Origin of the sequence: Acinetobacter sp. YH01020, assembly GCF_013420275.1 — a bacterium.
GTDB lineage: Bacteria > Pseudomonadota > Gammaproteobacteria > Pseudomonadales > Moraxellaceae > Acinetobacter > Acinetobacter amyesii.
Genome location: NZ_VOYN01000032.1, coordinates 1 through 18993 on the forward strand (window position 1 = coordinate 1; position 18993 = coordinate 18993).

Below are 18993 nucleotides of genomic sequence, written 5' to 3' on the forward strand. Positions count from 1 at the left end.
TAGAGGAATTGCCACAAGATACGATAAGCTAAAACGTAACTATCAAAGCGCTGTTGCTTTAGCTTGTATATTTATATGGTTGCCTCTTTAGCTCAATTTATCGGCTGTAAATGTCAACACACCCTAACCTGAGCGAGTTGAAAAAATGAGAGGGTTTGAATTTAAACATCAGGAACGTCAGATTCGCCAATTGATAAGATTCTGATTTCGGCATAACGTATATTATGTTCATTAGCGTACTCGGCATCGTGAATGATAATTTTACAGATTCACGATGTCGAGCTGTGGCAACGGATGCGTTGTGTAGGCCAGAGTCTTGGATATTCTATTTAACATAATCTATATTATACGAAATAGTATAATTAAGACTTTGATATTTAATATTTTTTAATTTATTGGTGCTTAAATCTTTCATCTGTGTAACAAACTTGATTTGTTGCTCTTACACATCAAACATATTTTGTGCCGCCAAGATCCTACGCAATACTGACAATATTATTTGTCCTGCCACAATCCTTAGACAAGAAAAAGCCATAACAATTGTTGTTATGGCTGTACATATGTATTTCTATATTTAAATCAGTCTACTGTTTTCCTGATTGTTGATTTAGGAAGATTTGATTTCCTCACTACTAAATACTTTAGTCTTTTGCTCTATTTGATCTGGCTTTAAAAATGAAGATGCAATAATCGCAATCACAGAAAAGCCTGAAATATAGGCAATAATTAAATTTGGGCTTCCATCACCAATACTCAACAATTTCGTCGCGATTAATGGTGCTAAACCGCCACCTAGCACGCCTGCAAATTGAACTGAGATTGAAATACCGCTATAACGTATTTCTGCTGGAAATTGGCGTGAAAATAACTGTGACTGCGGTGCATACATCAAAGGAAAAACCACACCAATACCAATCACAATGGCCGTCCAGACCAATACCGGATCCTTGGTATTTAACATCGCAAAAAATGGATAGCTGTATAAAGCCAATACGCATAAACCAAATCTAAACATGTTTTTTTGCCCAACTTTATCAGACAAATGCCCAAAAATTGGCGTAATAACCATGATAACTGCAGCACCACAAATCGTTGCAAACAAGATATCTTGTCGAGGTATATTTAGCTGTGTGGTGGTATAAGCTAAAGCAAATGTCGAAGCTAAATAGAACCAAGCATTTTCAGCAGCTCGAGATAAAATAATCGTAATCAATTGCTTAGGATGATTTTTAAACACTTGTTTTGCTGGAACTTTAATTGTTTCAGTTTGAGCTTTAACTTTTTCAAAGTCTGGTGACTCCGGCACTTTTACGCGAATATACCAACCTACAGCCAGTAAAATAATGCTGGCTAAAAATGGTAGACGCCAACCCCAGCTAAATAAAGCTTCTTCAGGTAACATTGAGACTAAACCTAAAGCCACCGAAGCGAGCAATAAACCACCACCTGTACTGGCTTGTGGTAAACTTCCCCAAAAGCCTTTTTTACCCGCTGGCGCATGTTCTACCGCCATGAGGACAGCTCCGCCCCATTCTCCACCCATGGCCATGCCCTGTATAAATCTTAAAATAATTAAACAGACCGTTGCCCAATAACCAATGGTTTCAAATGTCGGTAACAACCCAATCATCACCGTTGGAATACCCATCAACATTAATGTGACCAATAACATTGATTTACGACCGATTTTATCGCCAAAATGACCAAAGACGATTCCACCAAGTGGTCGACCAATAAAGCCTACAGCATAAGTGGCAAATGCTGCCAACACGCCAGTTAATGGGTCAAGATTTGGAAAGAAAAGTCGATTGAAAATGAGTGCTGCGGCAGCACCATAGATAAAAAAGTCATACCATTCGATGGTTGTACCCACCATGCTGGAAATACCCGCTAAACGATGCGAGGACTTAGCTGGTGGAGCTGTGTTTCCCTGTACATTTTGCATTGTTATCTTCCTTATTCTGCAAGATATTTCTATGTTGCATTTTCACGATGCTTGATTTGTGTGATGATTTTCTTCATGAAAATCAATATTTTTAGATCTTATATATGTTTAATTTACGCTGAGTCACTTGTTCATATTGAATAAGAAATTGAATATGAATATTACCCAAGTGTTTGAACCGTGAATGTTTTTAAATTACTGATTAAATAGATATTTCCTCCATTATTTTATCTAAGGTCGGACTAGACTGTTGCCACTTTGGCTGTTTGTCTTTATCCACAATTAATGCGCGCACACCTTCGACAATATCGCCATGTTGAAACCAAACGTCTTGTAAATGTCGTTCAATTTGCATGCATTGCTTCAGTGAAAGACCACGACCTAAATGCTGGAGTTGTAAACTGATTCTTTTCGCGATTGGAGATCGTTGTTCCAAGGTATTGCGTATTTTTAGCGCCCACACTTGAGCATCATTATGCTGTTCATTTTCAAGACTATTTTCAATGGCATCAATGCTCTCAAAACCAAAATGCTTACGAATTAAATCTGCATTTTGACTAAGTTCACTTTCCGCTGGTCGAGTAATATATTTCGCAATCAATTGTTCAATATTTTCCTTGCTTAGTTGCTTGGAATTTCTTAATTCTTCTTCTAATTGAACAAGTTGCTCACTCGGAACATGGTAGTCAATCAAATCTAGATACAACGCATCGCTGGCACTGATTTGATCGCCTGTAGTTGCCATGTACACACCAATATCATCTAAACGTGATAAAAAGTGTGTCGCAGCCACATCTGGGAAAAATCCAATGGCAGTTTCAGGCATGGCAAATCTAGATTTTTCGCTGCTGATAAGCACATGACATGCTTGGGCCAAGCCAAATCCACCGCCAAGTACATAGCCATCAAGTATGACAATAATGGGTTTTTCATACGCACGAATGGTATTCAGCATTTCATACTCAGCTTGAAAATAAGCTTGATGATCTTCTTTACCATTCATATAACTATCATAGAGATAACGAATATCGCCACCTGCACAAAATGCTTTAGGACTATTTGAGCGAATAAGTACAGCATGAATATTAGTTTGATCAGCCCATAGTGCTAATTGCTGTTGAATCCCTTGAATCATTTCCAAAGACAAGGCATTTAAACTTGCCACGCGATCTAAACTGATTTGGCCTAAATGTCCATGTTCTTCAATCATTAAGTTATTTGTACTCATATCCATATAATCCTTTTTTATTTTTAATTGTTTTTAAAATTGGCTTGGCGCTTTTCAACAAATGCTTGCATGCCTTCTTTTTGGTCTTGAGTTGCAAAAATCGAATGGAATGTTCTACGTTCAAAGCGTAAACCTTCTTGCAAACTGACTTCAAATGCACGGTTAATTGACTCTTTGATCATCATGGTTGCCACCACAGATTTTTCGGCTATTTTTTCAGCAGCTTTTAAGGTCTTTTCGACCAACTCCTCTTTAGGAAAGACTCGAGCAACTAAACCACTCTGCTCTGCTTCTACTGCGCCCATTTGTCTGGCAGTCAGACACATTTCCATGGCTTTGGCCTTACCAATAGCAAGCGTTAAGCGCTGTGTACCACCTATTCCTGGGATTACTCCCAAAGTCACTTCTGGTAAACCGAATTTTGCATTATCGGCACAGTAAATAAAGTCGCACATGAGTGCTAACTCACAGCCTCCACCTAACGCATAACCACTGACAGCTGCGATTAGAGGTTTACGGCGCTGAGCAATTCGATCTGCCAGATGAAAAAAATCTTCCAAATAAATATTCGGAAAACTCAGTTCAGCCATTTCTTTAATATCTGCACCAGCGGCAAAGACTTTTTCAGAACCTGTAATAACCATACAACCAATGGCAGGATCTCTATCTAAATCATCTAAGGCCAAATTAAGGTCTTTAATTATTGTGCTATTCAACGCATTTAAGGCCTGAGGACGATTTAAAATAATGAGTCCAACACCATTGTTCTTTTCGAGCAGAATCGTTTCAAATTGCATGTGAGATCCCTATATATGTTCAATATTTATGAGTAGGCTTCGTCTGAAGCCTTGTCGTTTTAAATGTCTTAATGACAACGTTATAAGCTACGGGCAATTACTAAACGTTGAATATCACTCGTACCTTCATAGATTTGGCAAATACGTGCATCACGATATATACGCTCTATCGGGAAATCTTTGAGGTAGCCATAACCTCCAAAGACTTGTAATGCTGCGGAGCAAACTCGTTCTGCCATTTCAGACGAAAAAAGCTTGGCCATAGACGCTTCATTTAAACAAGGTTGTCCTGCTTCTTTTAAACGTGCCGCGTGATAGACCAATTGGCGTGCAGCTTCTATTTCTGTTGCCATACTTGCCAATCGGAACGCAACTGCCTGATGTTCAAAAATTGGTTTACCAAAGGTAATACGCTCTTTGGCATATCGGGTTGCTTCTTCTAATGCTGCTCGTGCAAGACCAACCGCTTGCGCCGCTATACCAATACGACCGCCTTCTAGATTTGATAAGGCGATTTTCAAACCTTCACCTTCTTTTCCTAACATTAGGCTTTCATGCACTCGCACGTCTGTGAGTGCGATTTGGCAGGTATCTGAGGCATGTAATCCAAGCTTTTCTTCAGTACGAATCACTTCATAACCGGGTGTTTCTCTTGGTACAATAAAAGCACTCAAGCCTTTTTTCCCTGCACTTGGGTCAGTCACAGCAAAGACAATAATGACCCCTGCATTATGTCCAGAGGTAATAAACTGCTTAGCACCATTAATCACCCATTCATTGCCATCTTTGACTGCACGAGTTTTAATGGCAGCAGCATCTGAACCCGTATGCGGCTCAGTTAATGCAAATGCACCGATCATTTTGCCTTGTGCTAAAGGCACTAAATATTTCTGCTTTTGTTCTTCTGTGCCAAATTTAGCAATAGGAACACAGCCTACTGAGTTATGTACACTCATAATGGTTGATGTTGCCCCATCGGCCGCGGCAATCTCTTCTAAAGCCATAACATAGGCAAGATTACCTGTATCTGAACCACCCCATTCATCTGATACCAGCATGCCCAATAAACCCAGTTCACCCATCTGTGCTAAAGCCGCTTTGGGAAAGGTACCGTTTTTATCCCATTCAGCCGCTTGAGGTTTAATTTGTTCCTGTGCGAAACTGCGTGCCATGTCCTGAATTAATAATTGTTCTTCGGTAAATTGCATCTTATCTTCCTGTACATCAATCATTTGCTTTCATCCAGTTTGAAAATGACTAAAACTGAATGAAAGCTTGATTTTGATCCTGATTGTTCGGCATTCATTTAGGGTTAATCGTTACGTCATTTAACTTGCATGCTGCGTGGATTGTTTCGCAATCTCTTGATTTCTTAATAAGAAACGCTGAATTTTTCCACTTGGAGTTTTCGGTAGTTCTTGAACAAACTCCACCAATCGTGGATAAGCATGTGCAGATAAGCGCTTTTTCACAAATTGCCCCAGCTGCTCTGCTAATTCTTCGGACGCTGTGACATGCTCAGCTAAAATCACAAACGCTTTTACGATTTCTGTCCGATCTGGATCAGGTACACCAATGACCGCTGCTTCAATCACTGCATCATGCTCAAGTAAAGCGCTTTCTACATCGAATGGCCCGATACGATAACCTGATGTGGTAATCACATCATCATTACGACCAACGAAGCTCATACTGCCATCTGCGTGTAATTCTGCGGTATCACCCGTGAGGTAATAGTGCTTTACAAAGGGTGACTTACGACTTTCTTTATAGCCACCAAACCACATCATCGGTGATTGACTGATATCGACGGCAAGCACTCCCGGCGTTCCTGCAGCTAACTCTTGCCCTTGTTCATCAACAACCGCCACGCGATATCCCGGACTGGCATAACCTGCGACACCTGCGCGAATATCATGTTGTAAACCATGATGATTACACACCACCATACCGACTTCAGTCTGCCCATAATGATCAAAGATCGGTGCATCGAGGACTTGTTTAAACCAACGGAACACTTCAGGGTTAAGCGGCTCTCCAGCACTACTCACGACTCTAAATTTCCCTTTGAGTTTTGCCATTTGTTCAGGATCAGCCGCCATCATCATTCGATACGCTGTCGGTGCGCCTGCAAGGTTCGTCACCTTGTAGTCATCTACGATCTGACACAAACTATCAATGCTAAAACCACCTTCGTAAAAGAGTGTTGCATGTCCAAGTAAAAGTGGCCCAGTAATTCCGTAATACAAACCATAAGCCCAACCCGGATCGGCAATATTCCAAAATGAATCATCTTCACGTAGCCCTACCGCATTTTTCATATATTGACCAAAAGCGATCAAAGCTTTAAGCGGGACTTCTAAGGGCTTTGCAGGACCTGTAGTACCTGAAGTAAACATCAAAAGAAATGGATCATTGATGCTCTGTAAGACAAATTCACAATCTGTAGACTGTGCTTTGACTTCATCCCAAAAGTTTAAATCCCCCTGTTGAATTCCATGACCCGCTCGATCTGCAACAGTAACGATTTGGGGACAATGTGCAACTTCATCTAATTTACTGCGATTACCCACATCACTGATCACCAATTTGCTTTGTGCAAGGTGTAAACGATGTTCAATGGCTTTGGGGCCAAAGGCGGTAAATAGCGGTTGATATACAGCACCTATTCGCCAAGCCCCTAAAATCACCACAAGTAATTCAACTGTACGAGGTAATAAACCCGATACACGATCACCTTTTTGCACACCCTGTGACTTTAAAAAATTGGCAAATTGGCTCGACCACTGTTGCAGCTCTGAAAAGGTATATTGTTCTTTCCGCCCATCTTTGCCTTGCCAATATAGTGCTACCTTATCTTGATCAATCGCATGACGGTCACAGCATTCATAACATGCATTTAATTGCTCTAAAGAGCCTGATAACATTTCTTTGGCAGCATGATTTAAGTCAAATGCCTTTGCAACATCCTGATAATTCGACATCTTCTCTACCTCAGTCTCAATTTATTGTTATTCCGACACGAGTGTTTATATTGTTAGCCATCCCTAGGCTAGATTGGTGTTCAATGCGATTCAGCATCCTTAGGTAAATATTGCTGCACAATGCTTGAAAAATCTAAGTGTGCATTACCTTGTAAACACAGCTGTTGATACATTTGCTGAACCAGTCCGCCTAAAATAATCGGCTGTTTGAATTGTCCTGCGGCTTCTACAGCCAGCCCTAAATCTTTCAACATCAACTGCGTTGCAAAACCATCAGTATAGCCACGTCCCGCAGGTGCATTTGCTGAGATACCCGGCCATGGATTACATACATCCGAACTCCAGCAACGTCCACTCGAACTATTCACCACACCCGCTAAGGCTTGAGGATCAATTCCCAGACGCGCACCGAGTGCCATACCTTCAGCAACGGCTGCCATGGAAATACCAAGAATCAAGTTATTGCAAATTTTCGCAATTTGACCTGCACCCACATCACCACAATGCACAATGTTTTTACCCATGTGGCCCAATACCGCTTTGGTTTTTTCAAAGGTTTGATCATCCGAACCGACCATAAAGGTTAATGTACCTGCCTGAGCACCAATAGTTCCGCCTGAAACAGGTGCATCACAGATTTTTATCTGATGTGCAGCACCCGCCTCGGCTATATCCTTAATGGTTTGCGGATCAATGGTACTGCTATCGATACATAAGCTTCCTGCTTTCATTACCGCCAATACACCATTTTCTCCCAAGTACACCTCTTTGACATGCTTGGCAGCAGGCAACATGCTAATCACGACATCTGCTTGTTTCGCGGCATCTTGTGGGCTTTGGCAAACGATGCCACCTGCTTCAGTAAAATGCTGAATCGCAATTTCGCTTAAGTCGAAACCGTAAACCGTAAAACCTGCTTTGAGTAGGTTTTGAGCCATTTTTCCGCCCATGTTTCCTAAACCGATAAAGGCAATATTCATCCTTGAACTCCTAAATTAACGTAGGTTAATGGTGGTATTCACTTCACCTTTTTCTTGTGTATCTTCGAACCAACGACTGGTGATGGTTTTGGTTTGTGTATAGAACTGAACTGCTTGCTTACCATATGGACCTAAGTCACCCAGTTTTGAACCACGCGATCCTGTAAAGCTAAAGAAAGGAACAGGTACAGGAATTGGAATATTGATACCCACTTGACCAATATCGATATCGCTTTGGAATGTACGAGCGACTGCACCACTTTGTGTAAATAGTCCTACACCGTTGCCAAATGGATTGGCATTAATTAATTCAATCGCCTGCTCTAACGTATCAACATGTATAATGGCTAATACGGGTCCAAAGATCTCTTCGGTATAGATACGCATATCAGTTGAAACTTGATTAAAAATTGTTGCTCCGACAAAGTTTCCTTGCTCATAGCCAATGACTTGAACATCACGACCATCCAGTAACAGTTCTGCGCCTTGCTCTACACCGCTTTGAATTAAATCCAGTACACGTGCTTTTGCGCGAGGTGAAATGACTGGGCCAATATCGGTATTCGGTTCATGCCCTGCATTGACCTTCAGCGTTTTGGCTTTTTCAACCAGTTCATTGACCCATTCTTTACTTTCACCAACCATGACAGCAACAGACAAAGCCATACAACGCTGACCTGCCGCACCAAATGCTGCACCAACGAGAGCATTTAAGGTTTGTTCTTTATTGGCATCTGGCATCACCACCACATGGTTTTTAGCCCCCATCATCGACTGCACACGTTTTCCATGCTGTCCTGCAAGGTTATATACATGTGTACCAACAGCTGTAGAGCCTACAAATGAAATTGCCTTAATAGCTTGATGTGTGCATAAACGATCAACAACGTCCTTACCACCATGCACTACGTTCAATACGCCTGCTGGAATACCGGCTTCAATCGCAAGTTCGACAAGCATCATGGTCGATAATGGATCTTGTTCAGATGGCTTTAAAACAAAGGTATTTCCACTGACAATCGCCATTGGGAACATCCACAGTGGAATCATCGCAGGAAAGTTAAATGGCGTAATTCCTGCACATACACCCAAAGGTTGCTGCAAGGTATAGGTATCCACACCACGTGCCACACCTTCTATATATTCGCCCATTTGAAGTGTGCCAACCGAACACGCATGCTCAACGACTTCTAAACCACGTTGAATATCACCTTCAGCATCTGCAAGCGTCTTTCCTTGCTCAGCAGTCAGTACGCGGGCAATGTCTTTTATATTGCTACGGATGAGATCTTGTAGCTTCAGCATAATGCGCATACGTGCTTGAACAGGCGTTAAGCGCCAAGTTTTAAACGCCTCTTGCGCTGAAGCAATCGCTGCATCCACTTCTTCCATAGTCGCCATTGGAACACGACCCAAAACCTCTTGAGTTGCAGGATTTAGAATGTCTTGCCACTCTGTAGTGTTTGACTCTACAAATTTACCGTTAATTAATAATTTAGCCGTCGCAGACTGAATATTTGACATTGTGTTCATGACCTCTCCATAGGCACTTATTGTTTTGTACTGACTTAGAAAATATCCAAAAGCCTTATATTTATATTTTCCAATTCACTTCAAACTAGCAAAGAAAATTTTGACTACCAATAGAGATTCACGCACGATTGATGTGCAAATATGCACAGGGATGACAAATAACAATGAAAGTAGATTGGGATCATTTACAGTATTTTTTGGTTTTGGCTCGTGCGAAAACCCTAACCAATACCGCACGTATTATCGGTGTTGAGCACAGTACAGTTTCTCGACGTATACATGCGCTAGAACTGGCTTTAGGCACGCCATTATTTAAACGTGAAGCCACAGGTTATGAACTCACTTTAGAAGGTTTGGCACTGGTTCCTCGCGTTGAACAAATGGAACAGGCATTTTTACAAATCGAAAAACCCAACCAACCTATGCAAGGTCGTGTGCGAATTGGCACACCTGAAGGGTTTGGAACGGCATTTTTGACACAGCTCTTGGCAGAATTGTCCAAAAAATACCCTCTGCTGACTATCGACCTTATTCCTGTACCGAAAATGATCAAGCTTTCACATCGTGAAGCAGATATTGTTATTTCCATCGATCGACCGAAATCAGGCCCCTATATCATTACTCGACTAGCAGACTATTGTTTAAAGATTTATGGCAGTAAAGAATACTTAAAAAACACGCAACCCATTCATACATTAGAAGATTTAAAATCACACACTTTTGTGAACTATATAGATGATCTAGTCTATAGCCCAGAACTGTATTGTTTAGAACGTTTACCTATTCAGCTCAATGCAAACTTTAGAAGTAGTAGTATTTTGGCTCAACAAATTGCTGTGAGTGCGGGTGCAGGATTGGCAATATTGCCCAAGTTTTTGGCCGAGGAAAAACCCGAATTAGAACAAGTCTTGGCGCAAGATGTTCGTTTTGTGCATACCTTTTGGATGCTGACCTTAGTCGATTTACAGCATGAGCCGCGTATTAAACTGGTTTGGGACTTTTTGAGAAAAAGAACTGACCAATATCATAGTTTATTAATGGATTAAGTCAGGATGGCTTCTTCCAAACTATAACTGTTATAGAAATTTAGATGAATGTTGTATCTATGCTTTCAAGTGATATACCCCAATAATCACCTATAACCACTAGGGATTTAGAGTACATCTTATGAGCAATCAAGAGCCTAAAAAACCGCAAAAATATGCAGACAGTGAAATTTCAGATAAGGCCTTTAAACGTGCCATTATTTGGTTCTCGATCTATGTGCTTTTATTCTGTATTGGTGTAGCGTTTGTCGTTGGTGCAGATAATTCTTATCTACCTTAAGCGATAATCTATTCGCTTATTGCAACTCGCTATTGCATGTATATCTTACATTTCATGTTCGCTCATGATCAGTTCATAAAGTATTAATATGATCATTAGGCCAAATAATTTGGTTTTAAATTTAAAAAAAAGCTTGTAAGTCTACATTTACAAGCTTTTTGCATTTTTAAAGTGATCATATCACAGATATAAAATTACTTTCCCATCTGAATAGCTTATGCAGGACTTTGCTTTTTAACTTGGTGCTGTAGATGCGTTTGAATATATTCACCGTAGACCGACATTTTTTCAAAGATGTGTTCTGAATAAAACATGTCTTCTACCAAGACTTGCGCACGGTCAAACTCATATAAACCTAATCGTTGTAAAATTTTCGCATTGATAAACGAAAACTTTTGGCATAAATCGATATATTGCTGATCTTTGTCTTTAAATAGCAGCTTTAACATATTGATTTTATTTAGATCAAAATCAATCGGTTCAACTTTATCCGCCAAGACATGGATTTCAACATCTAAAAATTCAGCGAGCTTTTTTAATTTTTCTAGGTCTATATGTAGATGTGTAATACAAATGATTTTGGAAACTTTCGGATTACATAAGCTATTGATCAAACTAAAATAGAAGTATTTTGCTGGCGATAGTTGTTCATTATGTAGCTCAATGTAGACATTTAGTCCCGATAAAACATCATCAACTTTAAATGCGCTAAGTTTGGCCTCAGCATGATAATAACGATTTAATATCGCAACATTTTCAGGACTTTGCGGTGTAGCGTAGATCACCTTCTGATTCAAATTCGCTAAGATAAAAGGTGCAAATAAAAAAGCCGCATTTTCAGCCTTGGCGTGCATATGCTCCTGACAAATACTGACATAGCCCACTTGCTGTACTTGGCGCAAAATTCGACTGCGCAAAAGTACAGCTTCTAAATTAGTATGCTGCTGTTGCAACAGATGCAGCGTTGAATCTGTCAATGGAACATCCACCAGTAAATGTTGTAACAGTTCTAATTCACTGGCTTTAAACATAGTCAACTCCCTAACTTCTATACCATTTGACACCACAAGTGTTGTGGTCAATGCACCTTATAAAAAATTCAAGCTTAAAACTAGATACAGTGAATTTGAAAAAACATATAACAGTACCGACCCATCTGTTATAAAAATATAATGCTGGGAAACTTTTACTGATATATTTATAACAGAATCTTGACTTGTTGATGACTATGTATAAATCGGAACAGCTCGCACAGCACCTACGTCAACTGATTGAAAATGGCACTTTAAAAGCGCACGAAAAACTCCCTTCTTTACGTGAACAAGTACAGTTGTCCGGCTTTAGTTTAATCACAGTCATGAATGCATATCAGGAATTAGAATCGCGTGGCTTGATCTATGCGCGCGAGAAATCTGGCTACTATGTGGCGCAAGGCTTAGTCGAAATAGAGGCTGAACACGCTCAAATCGTGTCCTTAAACACGCCGGTTGAAATTAACTCTCTGGTCTTTAAGTATTTAAAATCAATACAAGATGAAAAAATCGTTCCATTGGGATCAGCTTTTCCAGCTCAAGACATTGTTTTTTCTAAAAAGTTAACCCAAATCATGGGGCAAATTTCCCGAAATCCCAAAAGTTATGATGCCATTGATAATCTTCCACCCGGAAATTTAGCCCTTCGTAAGTTGATTGCACAGCGTTATTGCATGCAAGGCATTGCCACAGATCTAGAGGATATTGTGATTACCTCAGGCTGTATGGATGCACTGAATCTTTCCTTACAAGCCATTGCCTCACCGGGTGATTATATTGTGTTACAGCAAAATATTTTCTATGGCGCCTTGCAAGCTGCAGAGCGCTTAGGCCTTAAAGTGGTGACCTTACCTGAACATCCACAAGACGGTTTTGATTTAACCGCGTTTGAACATATTCTAAAAACTTATCCCGTCAAGATCTGTTGGTTGATGCTGAATTCGCATAATCCTGTGGGCTTTACAGTCAGCGATGAAATCAAGCAAAAAATTGCCGTGTTATTACACCAATATCATGTGCATTTAGTTGAGGACGATGTGTATGAAGAAATGCATTATGCGTCTAAGAAACCTGTTTCAATGAAATACTTTGACCAAAATAATATGGTCTTACACTGCTCATCTTTTTCTAAAACGTTAGGTGCTGCATTTCGAGTGGGTTGGGTGCATGCAGGTAAATACTCTCAAGCGATTCAACACTTACAACTCATGAGTACTATTTCCGTCAATACCTTATTGCAAAATGCCTTGGTGGAATTTATTTCAAATTATCATTATGAAAAACATTTACGGGTCTTAAGAAAAAGTCTACAGCAACATAAATTACAGTTTTACCGTTATTTAGAAAGCCGCCTACCGACTGGATGCAAATTACAATATCATCCAAGTGGTTATTTTCTTTGGTTAAAATTACCGGAGAATGTTGAAAGTATGGCAGTCTATGAAGCCTTAATTCAACAGCAGATCGGTGTTGCTCCAGGCCGTTTATTTAACGTATCAGAAGCCAAAACTCAATATATCCGTTTAAATTGTTCCTTTGCATGGAAGGATGAGATTCAACAGGCTTTAGATGCCCTCCTTAGTACAATCTCTGCACTTTCCTCAGATCAGACGAATATTTGACAATTTTTATTGTCATTATTATGCTCAAACAGATATTGTTCAAATACATATATTTGTTGTTGAGATAACAATGAATTCATTCAATATTTACCAAAATTCAAAAAACAAATAGGTTAGTTCATGGAAGATCAAAAACACAGTCAACGCATACATGCCTTTAGTTCGGATGTACTCACAGATCTGGATGCTGTGGGGATTGCACAGCTCATCAAATCTAAAGAAGCCTCCGTGCAAGAAATAACACAAGCGGCCATTGCACGTGCGGAACAAGTGAACCCGCATCTAAATGCCATTGAACTGGACTGTTTTCAGCGTGCTTTAGAGCAAAATCAATATGTTGAACATGGTCTTTTTGCGGGTGTCCCTTTTTTCTTTAAAGATAATCTAGATTATCAAGGATTGCCCTCACGCCATGGTTCAAAGGCCATCGGTTCAAAACCAGCCGATCGTAATCCTCAAATTAGCCAACAAATCTTAGATCAAGGGTTTGTCGTATTAGGAAAATCCAAGCTCCCTGAATTTGGTCTAAATGCCAGCACCGAATATAAAGATGGATCAGCCACCTATAACCCTTGGCATTTAAGTTATTCCTGCGGTGCATCTTCAGGGGGTTCCGCAGCTCTCGTTGCAGCCGGTGTAGTGCCGATTGCCCATGCCAATGATGGCGGTGGTTCGATTCGTATCCCTGCTGCATGCTGCGGTTTGATTGGATTAAAGCCTAGCCGTGGCCGTACTTATGACAGTGAAGCAGCAGGCTCTCTTCCGATTAATATTATCAGTGAAGGTGTTTTAACCCGTAGCATACGAGATACTGCGCATTTCTATGCAGGAATGGAGTCAAGTTATTACAATAAAAAGCTGCCACGCATAGGCATGATTCATGGACCTTCTAAACGTCGATTACGCATAGGTTTAGTCCCGCAATCGATTACAGGGCAAATAGATAGCGAAACAACTGCAACCTTAATGCATAGCGCAGCACTATTGGAAAAATTAGGCCATCATGTTGAAGAACTTCAATTACCTTTTGCCTTAAGCTTTGTTGAAGATTTCAGTGAATATTGGGGGATGTTGTCCTTTTTACTGAGTACCTTTGGCAAGAAAATTTTTGGCGCTGACTTTAATCCAAAAAAGTTAGACAACTTAACCGTTGGTTTATCGAAGTTGTATAAAAAGAACTTTTATAAAACCCCGCTATTTCTGTATCGATTAAAGAAAATGCAGCAACAATATCGTGAAATCTTTAAGCATTATGACGTTTTGCTATCGCCTGTACTTGCACATACCACACCTAAAATTGGCTATTTGTCACCTCAATTACCGTTTGACCAGTTATTTGAGCGTATACAGAACTATGTGACATTTACACCTATCCAAAATGTGGTGGGTGCGCCGGGTATGTCGATTCCTATGGGAGAAACGCAAAACGACGGACTACCGATCAGTATGCAAATTTCAGCCGATGTCGGTGATGAAAAAACCTTGATCGAACTAGCGTATGAAATTGAAGAAGCTCAGCCATGGCGACGTATTCAAGATATGCCTCGTACTGCTTAACAACTCAATCAAAGATTTAAAAAAAGGGAGCTGATTGGCTCCCTTTTTTATTTTTAAATCCGCAGAATAAGGCTTTTTAAGGGATCACTGTATTTGAATACAAGATGCTTAATTAAAATGATACGTCAGTCCTGCATATACCGCCCGACCTTCACCCGGTGTTAAACGAGCAGGATCTTTGCCGGCATCGTTATAACCCGGTGTGACGGTAGATGCATATTTTTTATTAGCTATATTTCTGAAATCCAACCACGCCATATACTGTTTTTGCGGTTGTATATAACCGAACGATGCTCCCCAAATTTGCCAATCTTTTGTATAGACACTATTGGCATAGTCAGTTGCGACCTTTGCGGCATAAAGTGTATTGACCGCAGCATAAAAGCCTAAAGGATGTTCGTATTTAAGTTCAGCCTGATAGATATGTTTAGGTATTCCTGCAAGCTCATTTTTTCCAAATACCGCATCATTTTTATAGTGAAAATCATTCAAGGTATAGGCTTGTTTTAGTTGAACTTGTCCATATGTATCATTTTGCCAAAGTGAACTGTTTAAACCGACTTCAATCCCTTGATGGATGGTGTCTGAAGCATTTGATTCAGCAATAATCTTTTTAGGCTCTGATTGGATTTCAACGGCCAATAGTTCATTTTTAACCTGTGAATAGTAATATGCAATATTCCACTCACCCAGTGCATGTTGACCACGCCCACCTAGTTCAAGAGTATTCGCTGTCTGACTATTCAAATGAATCGGAGCATTTTGGCGTCCCGTCGCTGCGCCACTTTCGTCGGGGAACTTTTGATCCGAACCCCAAATTAAAGCCCAAGGATGTGGTGCTTCTAAGCTTCGACTGACATTGGCAAAGAGCTGTGTTTCAGGTTGGATTTGATATCGAAAACCTAGCGATGGCAGGACATTCCATTCACGAATATTTTCTTTATGACTTTGCACAGGCCATGTCACTTCACTTTCACGATGGGTGTACGCCAATGCAACTCGACTATCGAGCCAAAACTGTGGGTGTAGTGCCAAGGCATTGGCATAATGTAAAACATAGTCACCACCTTGGTAGGTATAATGCCGCGTTTCTGTATCCGCAGCATAGGCGCCTTGCGCTACACGCAAGCGTTCAACGACCTGACCATCTGGCAAATGCGTGGTACTACGAAAACCTAAAGTATTTTGGCTTTCATGCCCCCATAGCGTTCGGTCAAATTGGTAGTTAAATAAGGTAATGATATCGTCATAGTCAACATCGGTACTATACAAACCTTCTTGCAAATCCATCGGATAATGATGATAGGCCAGACCCAACTGTAAACGATCGCCCGAGTCCAAAGTCATATTGGTTTTATTCGCCAACCAAAGACTTCCCGGCTGCGGACGATTATTATTCAGCGAGATATTTAGGGCTAATGCTTGTTTTGGATCTTGTTCAATCTGTTGTTGGGTTAGTCGTCCCGGTGTTTGGTGTTCAGTCTCTCGGTAACGCAGATAAAATCGTGTATCTAGGTGAGGATTTAATTGATATCCCACATTGGCCGATATACCTTTACTCTGGCTTGAGGAATGATCTTGAAAACCATCATCATCACTTTGCGTTAATGAAACATAATAGTCTAAGTCACCGATTTGTTGTCCTGAGCTGATTTCACTTTTCTGATAACCGTGGCTACCCATTTCATGATGCACTGACAGTTTTGCTGCATTTTTTCCAGTTGGGCTGGCATAGTTAATTAGACCACCCAAGCTTAATGCGCCACGTGTTAAACCATTAGCCCCCCGTAAAACCTCTATATGGTCTACCCACAGCGGCTCAAGCAGTTCATAAGGTGTTCCTCCTGGCCCTGTAAATGGCAAATCATCTAAGGTTACATACAACCCTGAAGCATGCGCCCCCGGTGCACGATTGATCCCCGAGCCACGTATCGACAGTTTCACCCCTTCATTTCCTGAAGATGCCGCGTATATCCCCGGTTGATTTTTAAATAAATCAGCATTTGTTCGCTTCGGTACATCTTGAATGTCTGCTGCAACGATCGCATTGGTTGCACCATTTACTTTAGTCAGTGCTTTTTTTATTTGATCATCCATTGAACTTTGTTCAACGTTAATGGTGATTTCAGGTAATACATTGCTATCTGCAACACTATATGGTGCCATCGCGGTGAGCATCATCAGGCTTAAAAGCTTAAGTGACGTGTTGTTATATTTGGAAAATTGAGGGACATCCATGATTGCGTCTTCTAAGTGAAACGAAATTGACGGCAAGGATTATAGTGTGTTTTATCATCATGTATGTATCAAAATATTTCAAAATTCATGATATTTATCAATATCCTTCTTCGTATTTTTATATTCAAATGATTTGTTAAATGAAATAAAACAGATAATTATATTTTTTAGTCAAAAATAAAAGTTTCTAAATAAGATAAAAGCCCTCAATCGATAAAGATCAAGGGCGTGTATGGATTGAGAGTACGCATTGAAAGATTTTCGGAAAGTTAGATGTCAAATCCTGAACATACTTTCAATCACACTCTCGTTAAATTGATATTGAAATTTCTAAGGCAATTTAAATTAAACAATTCTCTGTAACGGCATTAGAAGTTGTACATCGCGACCGCATTGATTCGGTTATCTTCACCCTTGGTACTGCCATTTGGCGCAGCACCAAAAGCTTCACGTTCACCATAGACATATTCCAGACCTAAACTAATCGGCTTAACAGGGCTGTAAAATACATTTGCCCATGCTTGCCACAAGTTTTTATTGGCCTTGGTTTTATCGACTAATGAGTTGACATAATCAGCATTATTATCTGCTTTCATATAACCATAGCCCAATGTTCCGCGCCATTGTGCTGAAATTTGTTGAGTTAAACCTACTGTAATCGAGTCAAATTCATTGGTGGCGATGATGTCTTTATCCGCATTAGTGACAAAACCTTGGTTGGTCCATGACACAAAACTACTGTCGCCTTTGACATGGTAATAATCCGCCTTGAGCACTGTTTTATCCGTCAAATCTAGTTTTGCGCCCAGACCAAGCCCCCATGCGGTTTCTGTATCCGTATCCGTTTTCTTTTCAGCACCCATCGCACGTGCGCTTAACATCAGCGTATCTGTCATTTTATGGTTTAAACGCGCTGTTAATGCAGGCAAATGCATGTTTGAACTGTCATCCTTAGAATCTTCGGCAGCGAGTACAAGATTTGTCTCTGGACTAAATTTGTGACTATAGCGAACTTGCGGTGTACGTTTAACAGCACCACCGACATAGCCCAATGCATCAATGGTTTCAGGCATATAATCAGGTACAGCAAAGTTAGACCATGTTTGCCCCACCAACCAATCACCATAGGTTAAATAGGCATGACGAATACGTAGTCCATCATTTGCACCCAAAAAGTCGACTTCAATTTTACCACCTACATCTCCCACTTGAGTCGGCGTTTTAAAGTCTAGTCCTAAACGTGTGGCAGCAAGTGTTGCTTTTAAACGATCTGAACTTTCAGCATTCCCTTCTAGCGGAACACTATTCATTTGGTTATACAGGCGAGATAAGCTGCCGCCTTCTGTCTGATAAGATGCATCTGCTCGCACATTGCCATACAAGCTAAACTCAGCGCCCGATTTGGTATTTAAACTCAGGCTCGGTGTTTGAGTCGGTTTTTGATTCTGCGCAGCAACTACAGATCCTTGTTTTACGTCTTTGATTTCACTCGACAAAGTGTTTTGCTGCTGAACATATTGCTGCATCATGGCTTTTAATGCTTTGACTTCATCACGCAACTGTTCAACTTCAGCTTCGCTGACTGCCGCATGTGTCCACATGGGGAACGCGACTGCACAAGCTAGTATCATCGGTTTAATTTTAAAGGTTTTTTTGACTAAATTTAGCTTTTGAGTTTTCATCCTGACCTCGATTTGGGCAATGCCCTTTCCTTATTTTTTGTCACAATTTCCCACTAGCCCTCATGCTGTG

Annotated in this window: 14 protein-coding genes and 1 pseudogene; 5 read left to right on the forward strand and 10 right to left on the reverse strand. The window is 40.5% G+C overall.

Annotation, left to right across the window (positions count from 1 at the left end; genetic code table 11):
• Positions 1-91 (forward strand): annotated as a pseudogene (locus FTT85_RS12135) (IS5/IS1182 family transposase); the annotation flags it as partial.
• Between the two features lie 516 nt (positions 92-607).
• On the opposite strand, the gene FTT85_RS12140 reads toward FTT85_RS12135, so the two are convergent.
• The 7 genes from FTT85_RS12140 to FTT85_RS12170 all read right to left on the reverse strand — a co-directional run bounded on the left by FTT85_RS12140 (position 608) and on the right by FTT85_RS12170 (position 9467).
• Positions 608-1945 carry an MFS transporter gene (locus FTT85_RS12140; protein WP_180183627.1) on the reverse strand — a complete coding sequence of 446 codons (1338 nt, stop codon included), beginning with the start codon at positions 1943-1945 and terminating at the stop codon, positions 608-610.
• A gap of 202 nt (positions 1946-2147) precedes the next feature.
• Positions 2148-3173 (reverse strand): enoyl-CoA hydratase/isomerase family protein, encoded by a 1026-nt coding sequence (locus tag FTT85_RS12145; RefSeq protein WP_180054714.1) that lies wholly within the window; start codon positions 3171-3173, stop codon positions 2148-2150.
• 23 nt (positions 3174-3196) lie between these two features.
• Entirely contained in the window at positions 3197-3970 is a 774-nt protein-coding gene (locus tag FTT85_RS12150) for an enoyl-CoA hydratase (protein ID WP_180183628.1), read from the reverse strand.
• An 80-nt stretch (positions 3971-4050) separates the two neighbouring features.
• Positions 4051-5178, reverse strand: coding sequence for an acyl-CoA dehydrogenase family protein (locus FTT85_RS12155; protein ID WP_180183646.1), 1128 nt, complete (start codon positions 5176-5178; stop codon positions 4051-4053).
• Positions 5179-5298: 120 nt separating this feature from the next.
• Positions 5299-6954, reverse strand: coding sequence for an AMP-binding protein (locus FTT85_RS12160; RefSeq protein WP_180183629.1), 1656 nt, complete (start codon positions 6952-6954; stop codon positions 5299-5301).
• An 80-nt stretch (positions 6955-7034) separates the two neighbouring features.
• Positions 7035-7934, reverse strand: a complete 900-nt coding sequence (mmsB, locus tag FTT85_RS12165; protein ID WP_180183630.1) for a 3-hydroxyisobutyrate dehydrogenase — start codon at positions 7932-7934, stop codon at positions 7035-7037.
• A 15-nt stretch (positions 7935-7949) separates the two neighbouring features.
• On the reverse strand, positions 7950-9467 hold the full coding sequence (locus tag FTT85_RS12170) for a CoA-acylating methylmalonate-semialdehyde dehydrogenase (RefSeq protein ID WP_180183631.1): 1518 nt from the start codon (positions 9465-9467) through the stop codon (positions 7950-7952).
• Between the two features lie 164 nt (positions 9468-9631).
• Between FTT85_RS12170 and FTT85_RS12175 the strand changes: the two genes are divergently transcribed.
• Both FTT85_RS12175 and FTT85_RS12180 read left to right on the forward strand, forming a co-directional pair.
• Positions 9632-10513 carry a LysR family transcriptional regulator gene (locus tag FTT85_RS12175; RefSeq protein ID WP_078193328.1) on the forward strand — a complete coding sequence of 294 codons (882 nt, stop codon included), beginning with the start codon at positions 9632-9634 and terminating at the stop codon, positions 10511-10513.
• A 121-nt stretch (positions 10514-10634) separates the two neighbouring features.
• The gene (locus FTT85_RS12180; protein ID WP_168379604.1) at positions 10635-10793 is read left to right on the forward strand and encodes a hypothetical protein; all 159 of its coding nucleotides are present in this window, start codon (positions 10635-10637) and stop codon (positions 10791-10793) included.
• 215 nt (positions 10794-11008) lie between these two features.
• On the opposite strand, the gene FTT85_RS12185 is transcribed toward FTT85_RS12180, so the two are convergent.
• Complete coding sequence (locus FTT85_RS12185) at positions 11009-11824, reverse strand: hypothetical protein (protein ID WP_180183632.1); 816 nt, start codon at positions 11822-11824, stop codon at positions 11009-11011.
• 197 nt (positions 11825-12021) lie between these two features.
• Here FTT85_RS12185 and FTT85_RS12190 point away from each other — a divergent pair, with 197 nt between their 5' ends.
• Positions 12022-13446: a PLP-dependent aminotransferase family protein gene (locus FTT85_RS12190; RefSeq protein ID WP_180183647.1), complete on the forward strand. Its 1425-nt coding sequence runs from the start codon at positions 12022-12024 to the stop codon at positions 13444-13446.
• Between the two features lie 120 nt (positions 13447-13566).
• A complete protein-coding gene (locus tag FTT85_RS12195; RefSeq protein WP_180183633.1) occupies positions 13567-15003 on the forward strand; it encodes an amidase in 1437 nt (478 codons plus the stop codon).
• Between the two features lie 108 nt (positions 15004-15111).
• Here FTT85_RS12195 and FTT85_RS12200 read toward each other — a convergent pair whose 3' ends face one another.
• Both FTT85_RS12200 and FTT85_RS12205 read right to left on the reverse strand, forming a co-directional pair.
• Entirely contained in the window at positions 15112-17241 is a 2130-nt protein-coding gene (locus FTT85_RS12200) for a TonB-dependent receptor domain-containing protein (protein WP_180183634.1), read from the reverse strand.
• A gap of 368 nt (positions 17242-17609) precedes the next feature.
• On the reverse strand, positions 17610-18923 hold the full coding sequence (locus tag FTT85_RS12205; protein WP_180183635.1) for a DcaP family trimeric outer membrane transporter: 1314 nt from the start codon (positions 18921-18923) through the stop codon (positions 17610-17612).
• Positions 18924-18993: the final 70 nt, after the last annotated feature.

Bases quoted from the DNA above. Each gene is read 5' to 3' on its own strand.
- FTT85_RS12160 (WP_180183629.1), bottom strand. From the start codon at position 6,954: ATGTCGAATTATCAGGATGTTGCAAAGGCATTTGACTTAAATCATGCT.
- FTT85_RS12150 (WP_180183628.1), bottom strand. From the start codon at position 3,970: ATGCAATTTGAAACGATTCTGCTCGAAAAGAACAATGGTGTTGGACTC.
- FTT85_RS12140 (WP_180183627.1), bottom strand. From the start codon at position 1,945: ATGCAAAATGTACAGGGAAACACAGCTCCACCAGCTAAGTCCTCGCAT.
- FTT85_RS12145 (WP_180054714.1), bottom strand. From the start codon at position 3,173: ATGAGTACAAATAACTTAATGATTGAAGAACATGGACATTTAGGCCAA.
- FTT85_RS12175 (WP_078193328.1), top strand. From the start codon at position 9,632: ATGAAAGTAGATTGGGATCATTTACAGTATTTTTTGGTTTTGGCTCGT.
- FTT85_RS12205 (WP_180183635.1), bottom strand. From the start codon at position 18,923: ATGAAAACTCAAAAGCTAAATTTAGTCAAAAAAACCTTTAAAATTAAA.
- FTT85_RS12180 (WP_168379604.1), top strand. From the start codon at position 10,635: ATGAGCAATCAAGAGCCTAAAAAACCGCAAAAATATGCAGACAGTGAA.
- FTT85_RS12195 (WP_180183633.1), top strand. From the start codon at position 13,567: ATGGAAGATCAAAAACACAGTCAACGCATACATGCCTTTAGTTCGGAT.
- FTT85_RS12190 (WP_180183647.1), top strand. From the start codon at position 12,022: ATGTATAAATCGGAACAGCTCGCACAGCACCTACGTCAACTGATTGAA.
- FTT85_RS12155 (WP_180183646.1), bottom strand. From the start codon at position 5,178: ATGCAATTTACCGAAGAACAATTATTAATTCAGGACATGGCACGCAGT.
- mmsB (WP_180183630.1), bottom strand. From the start codon at position 7,934: ATGAATATTGCCTTTATCGGTTTAGGAAACATGGGCGGAAAAATGGCT.
- FTT85_RS12200 (WP_180183634.1), bottom strand. From the start codon at position 17,241: ATGGATGTCCCTCAATTTTCCAAATATAACAACACGTCACTTAAGCTT.
- FTT85_RS12185 (WP_180183632.1), bottom strand. From the start codon at position 11,824: ATGTTTAAAGCCAGTGAATTAGAACTGTTACAACATTTACTGGTGGAT.
- FTT85_RS12170 (WP_180183631.1), bottom strand. From the start codon at position 9,467: ATGAACACAATGTCAAATATTCAGTCTGCGACGGCTAAATTATTAATT.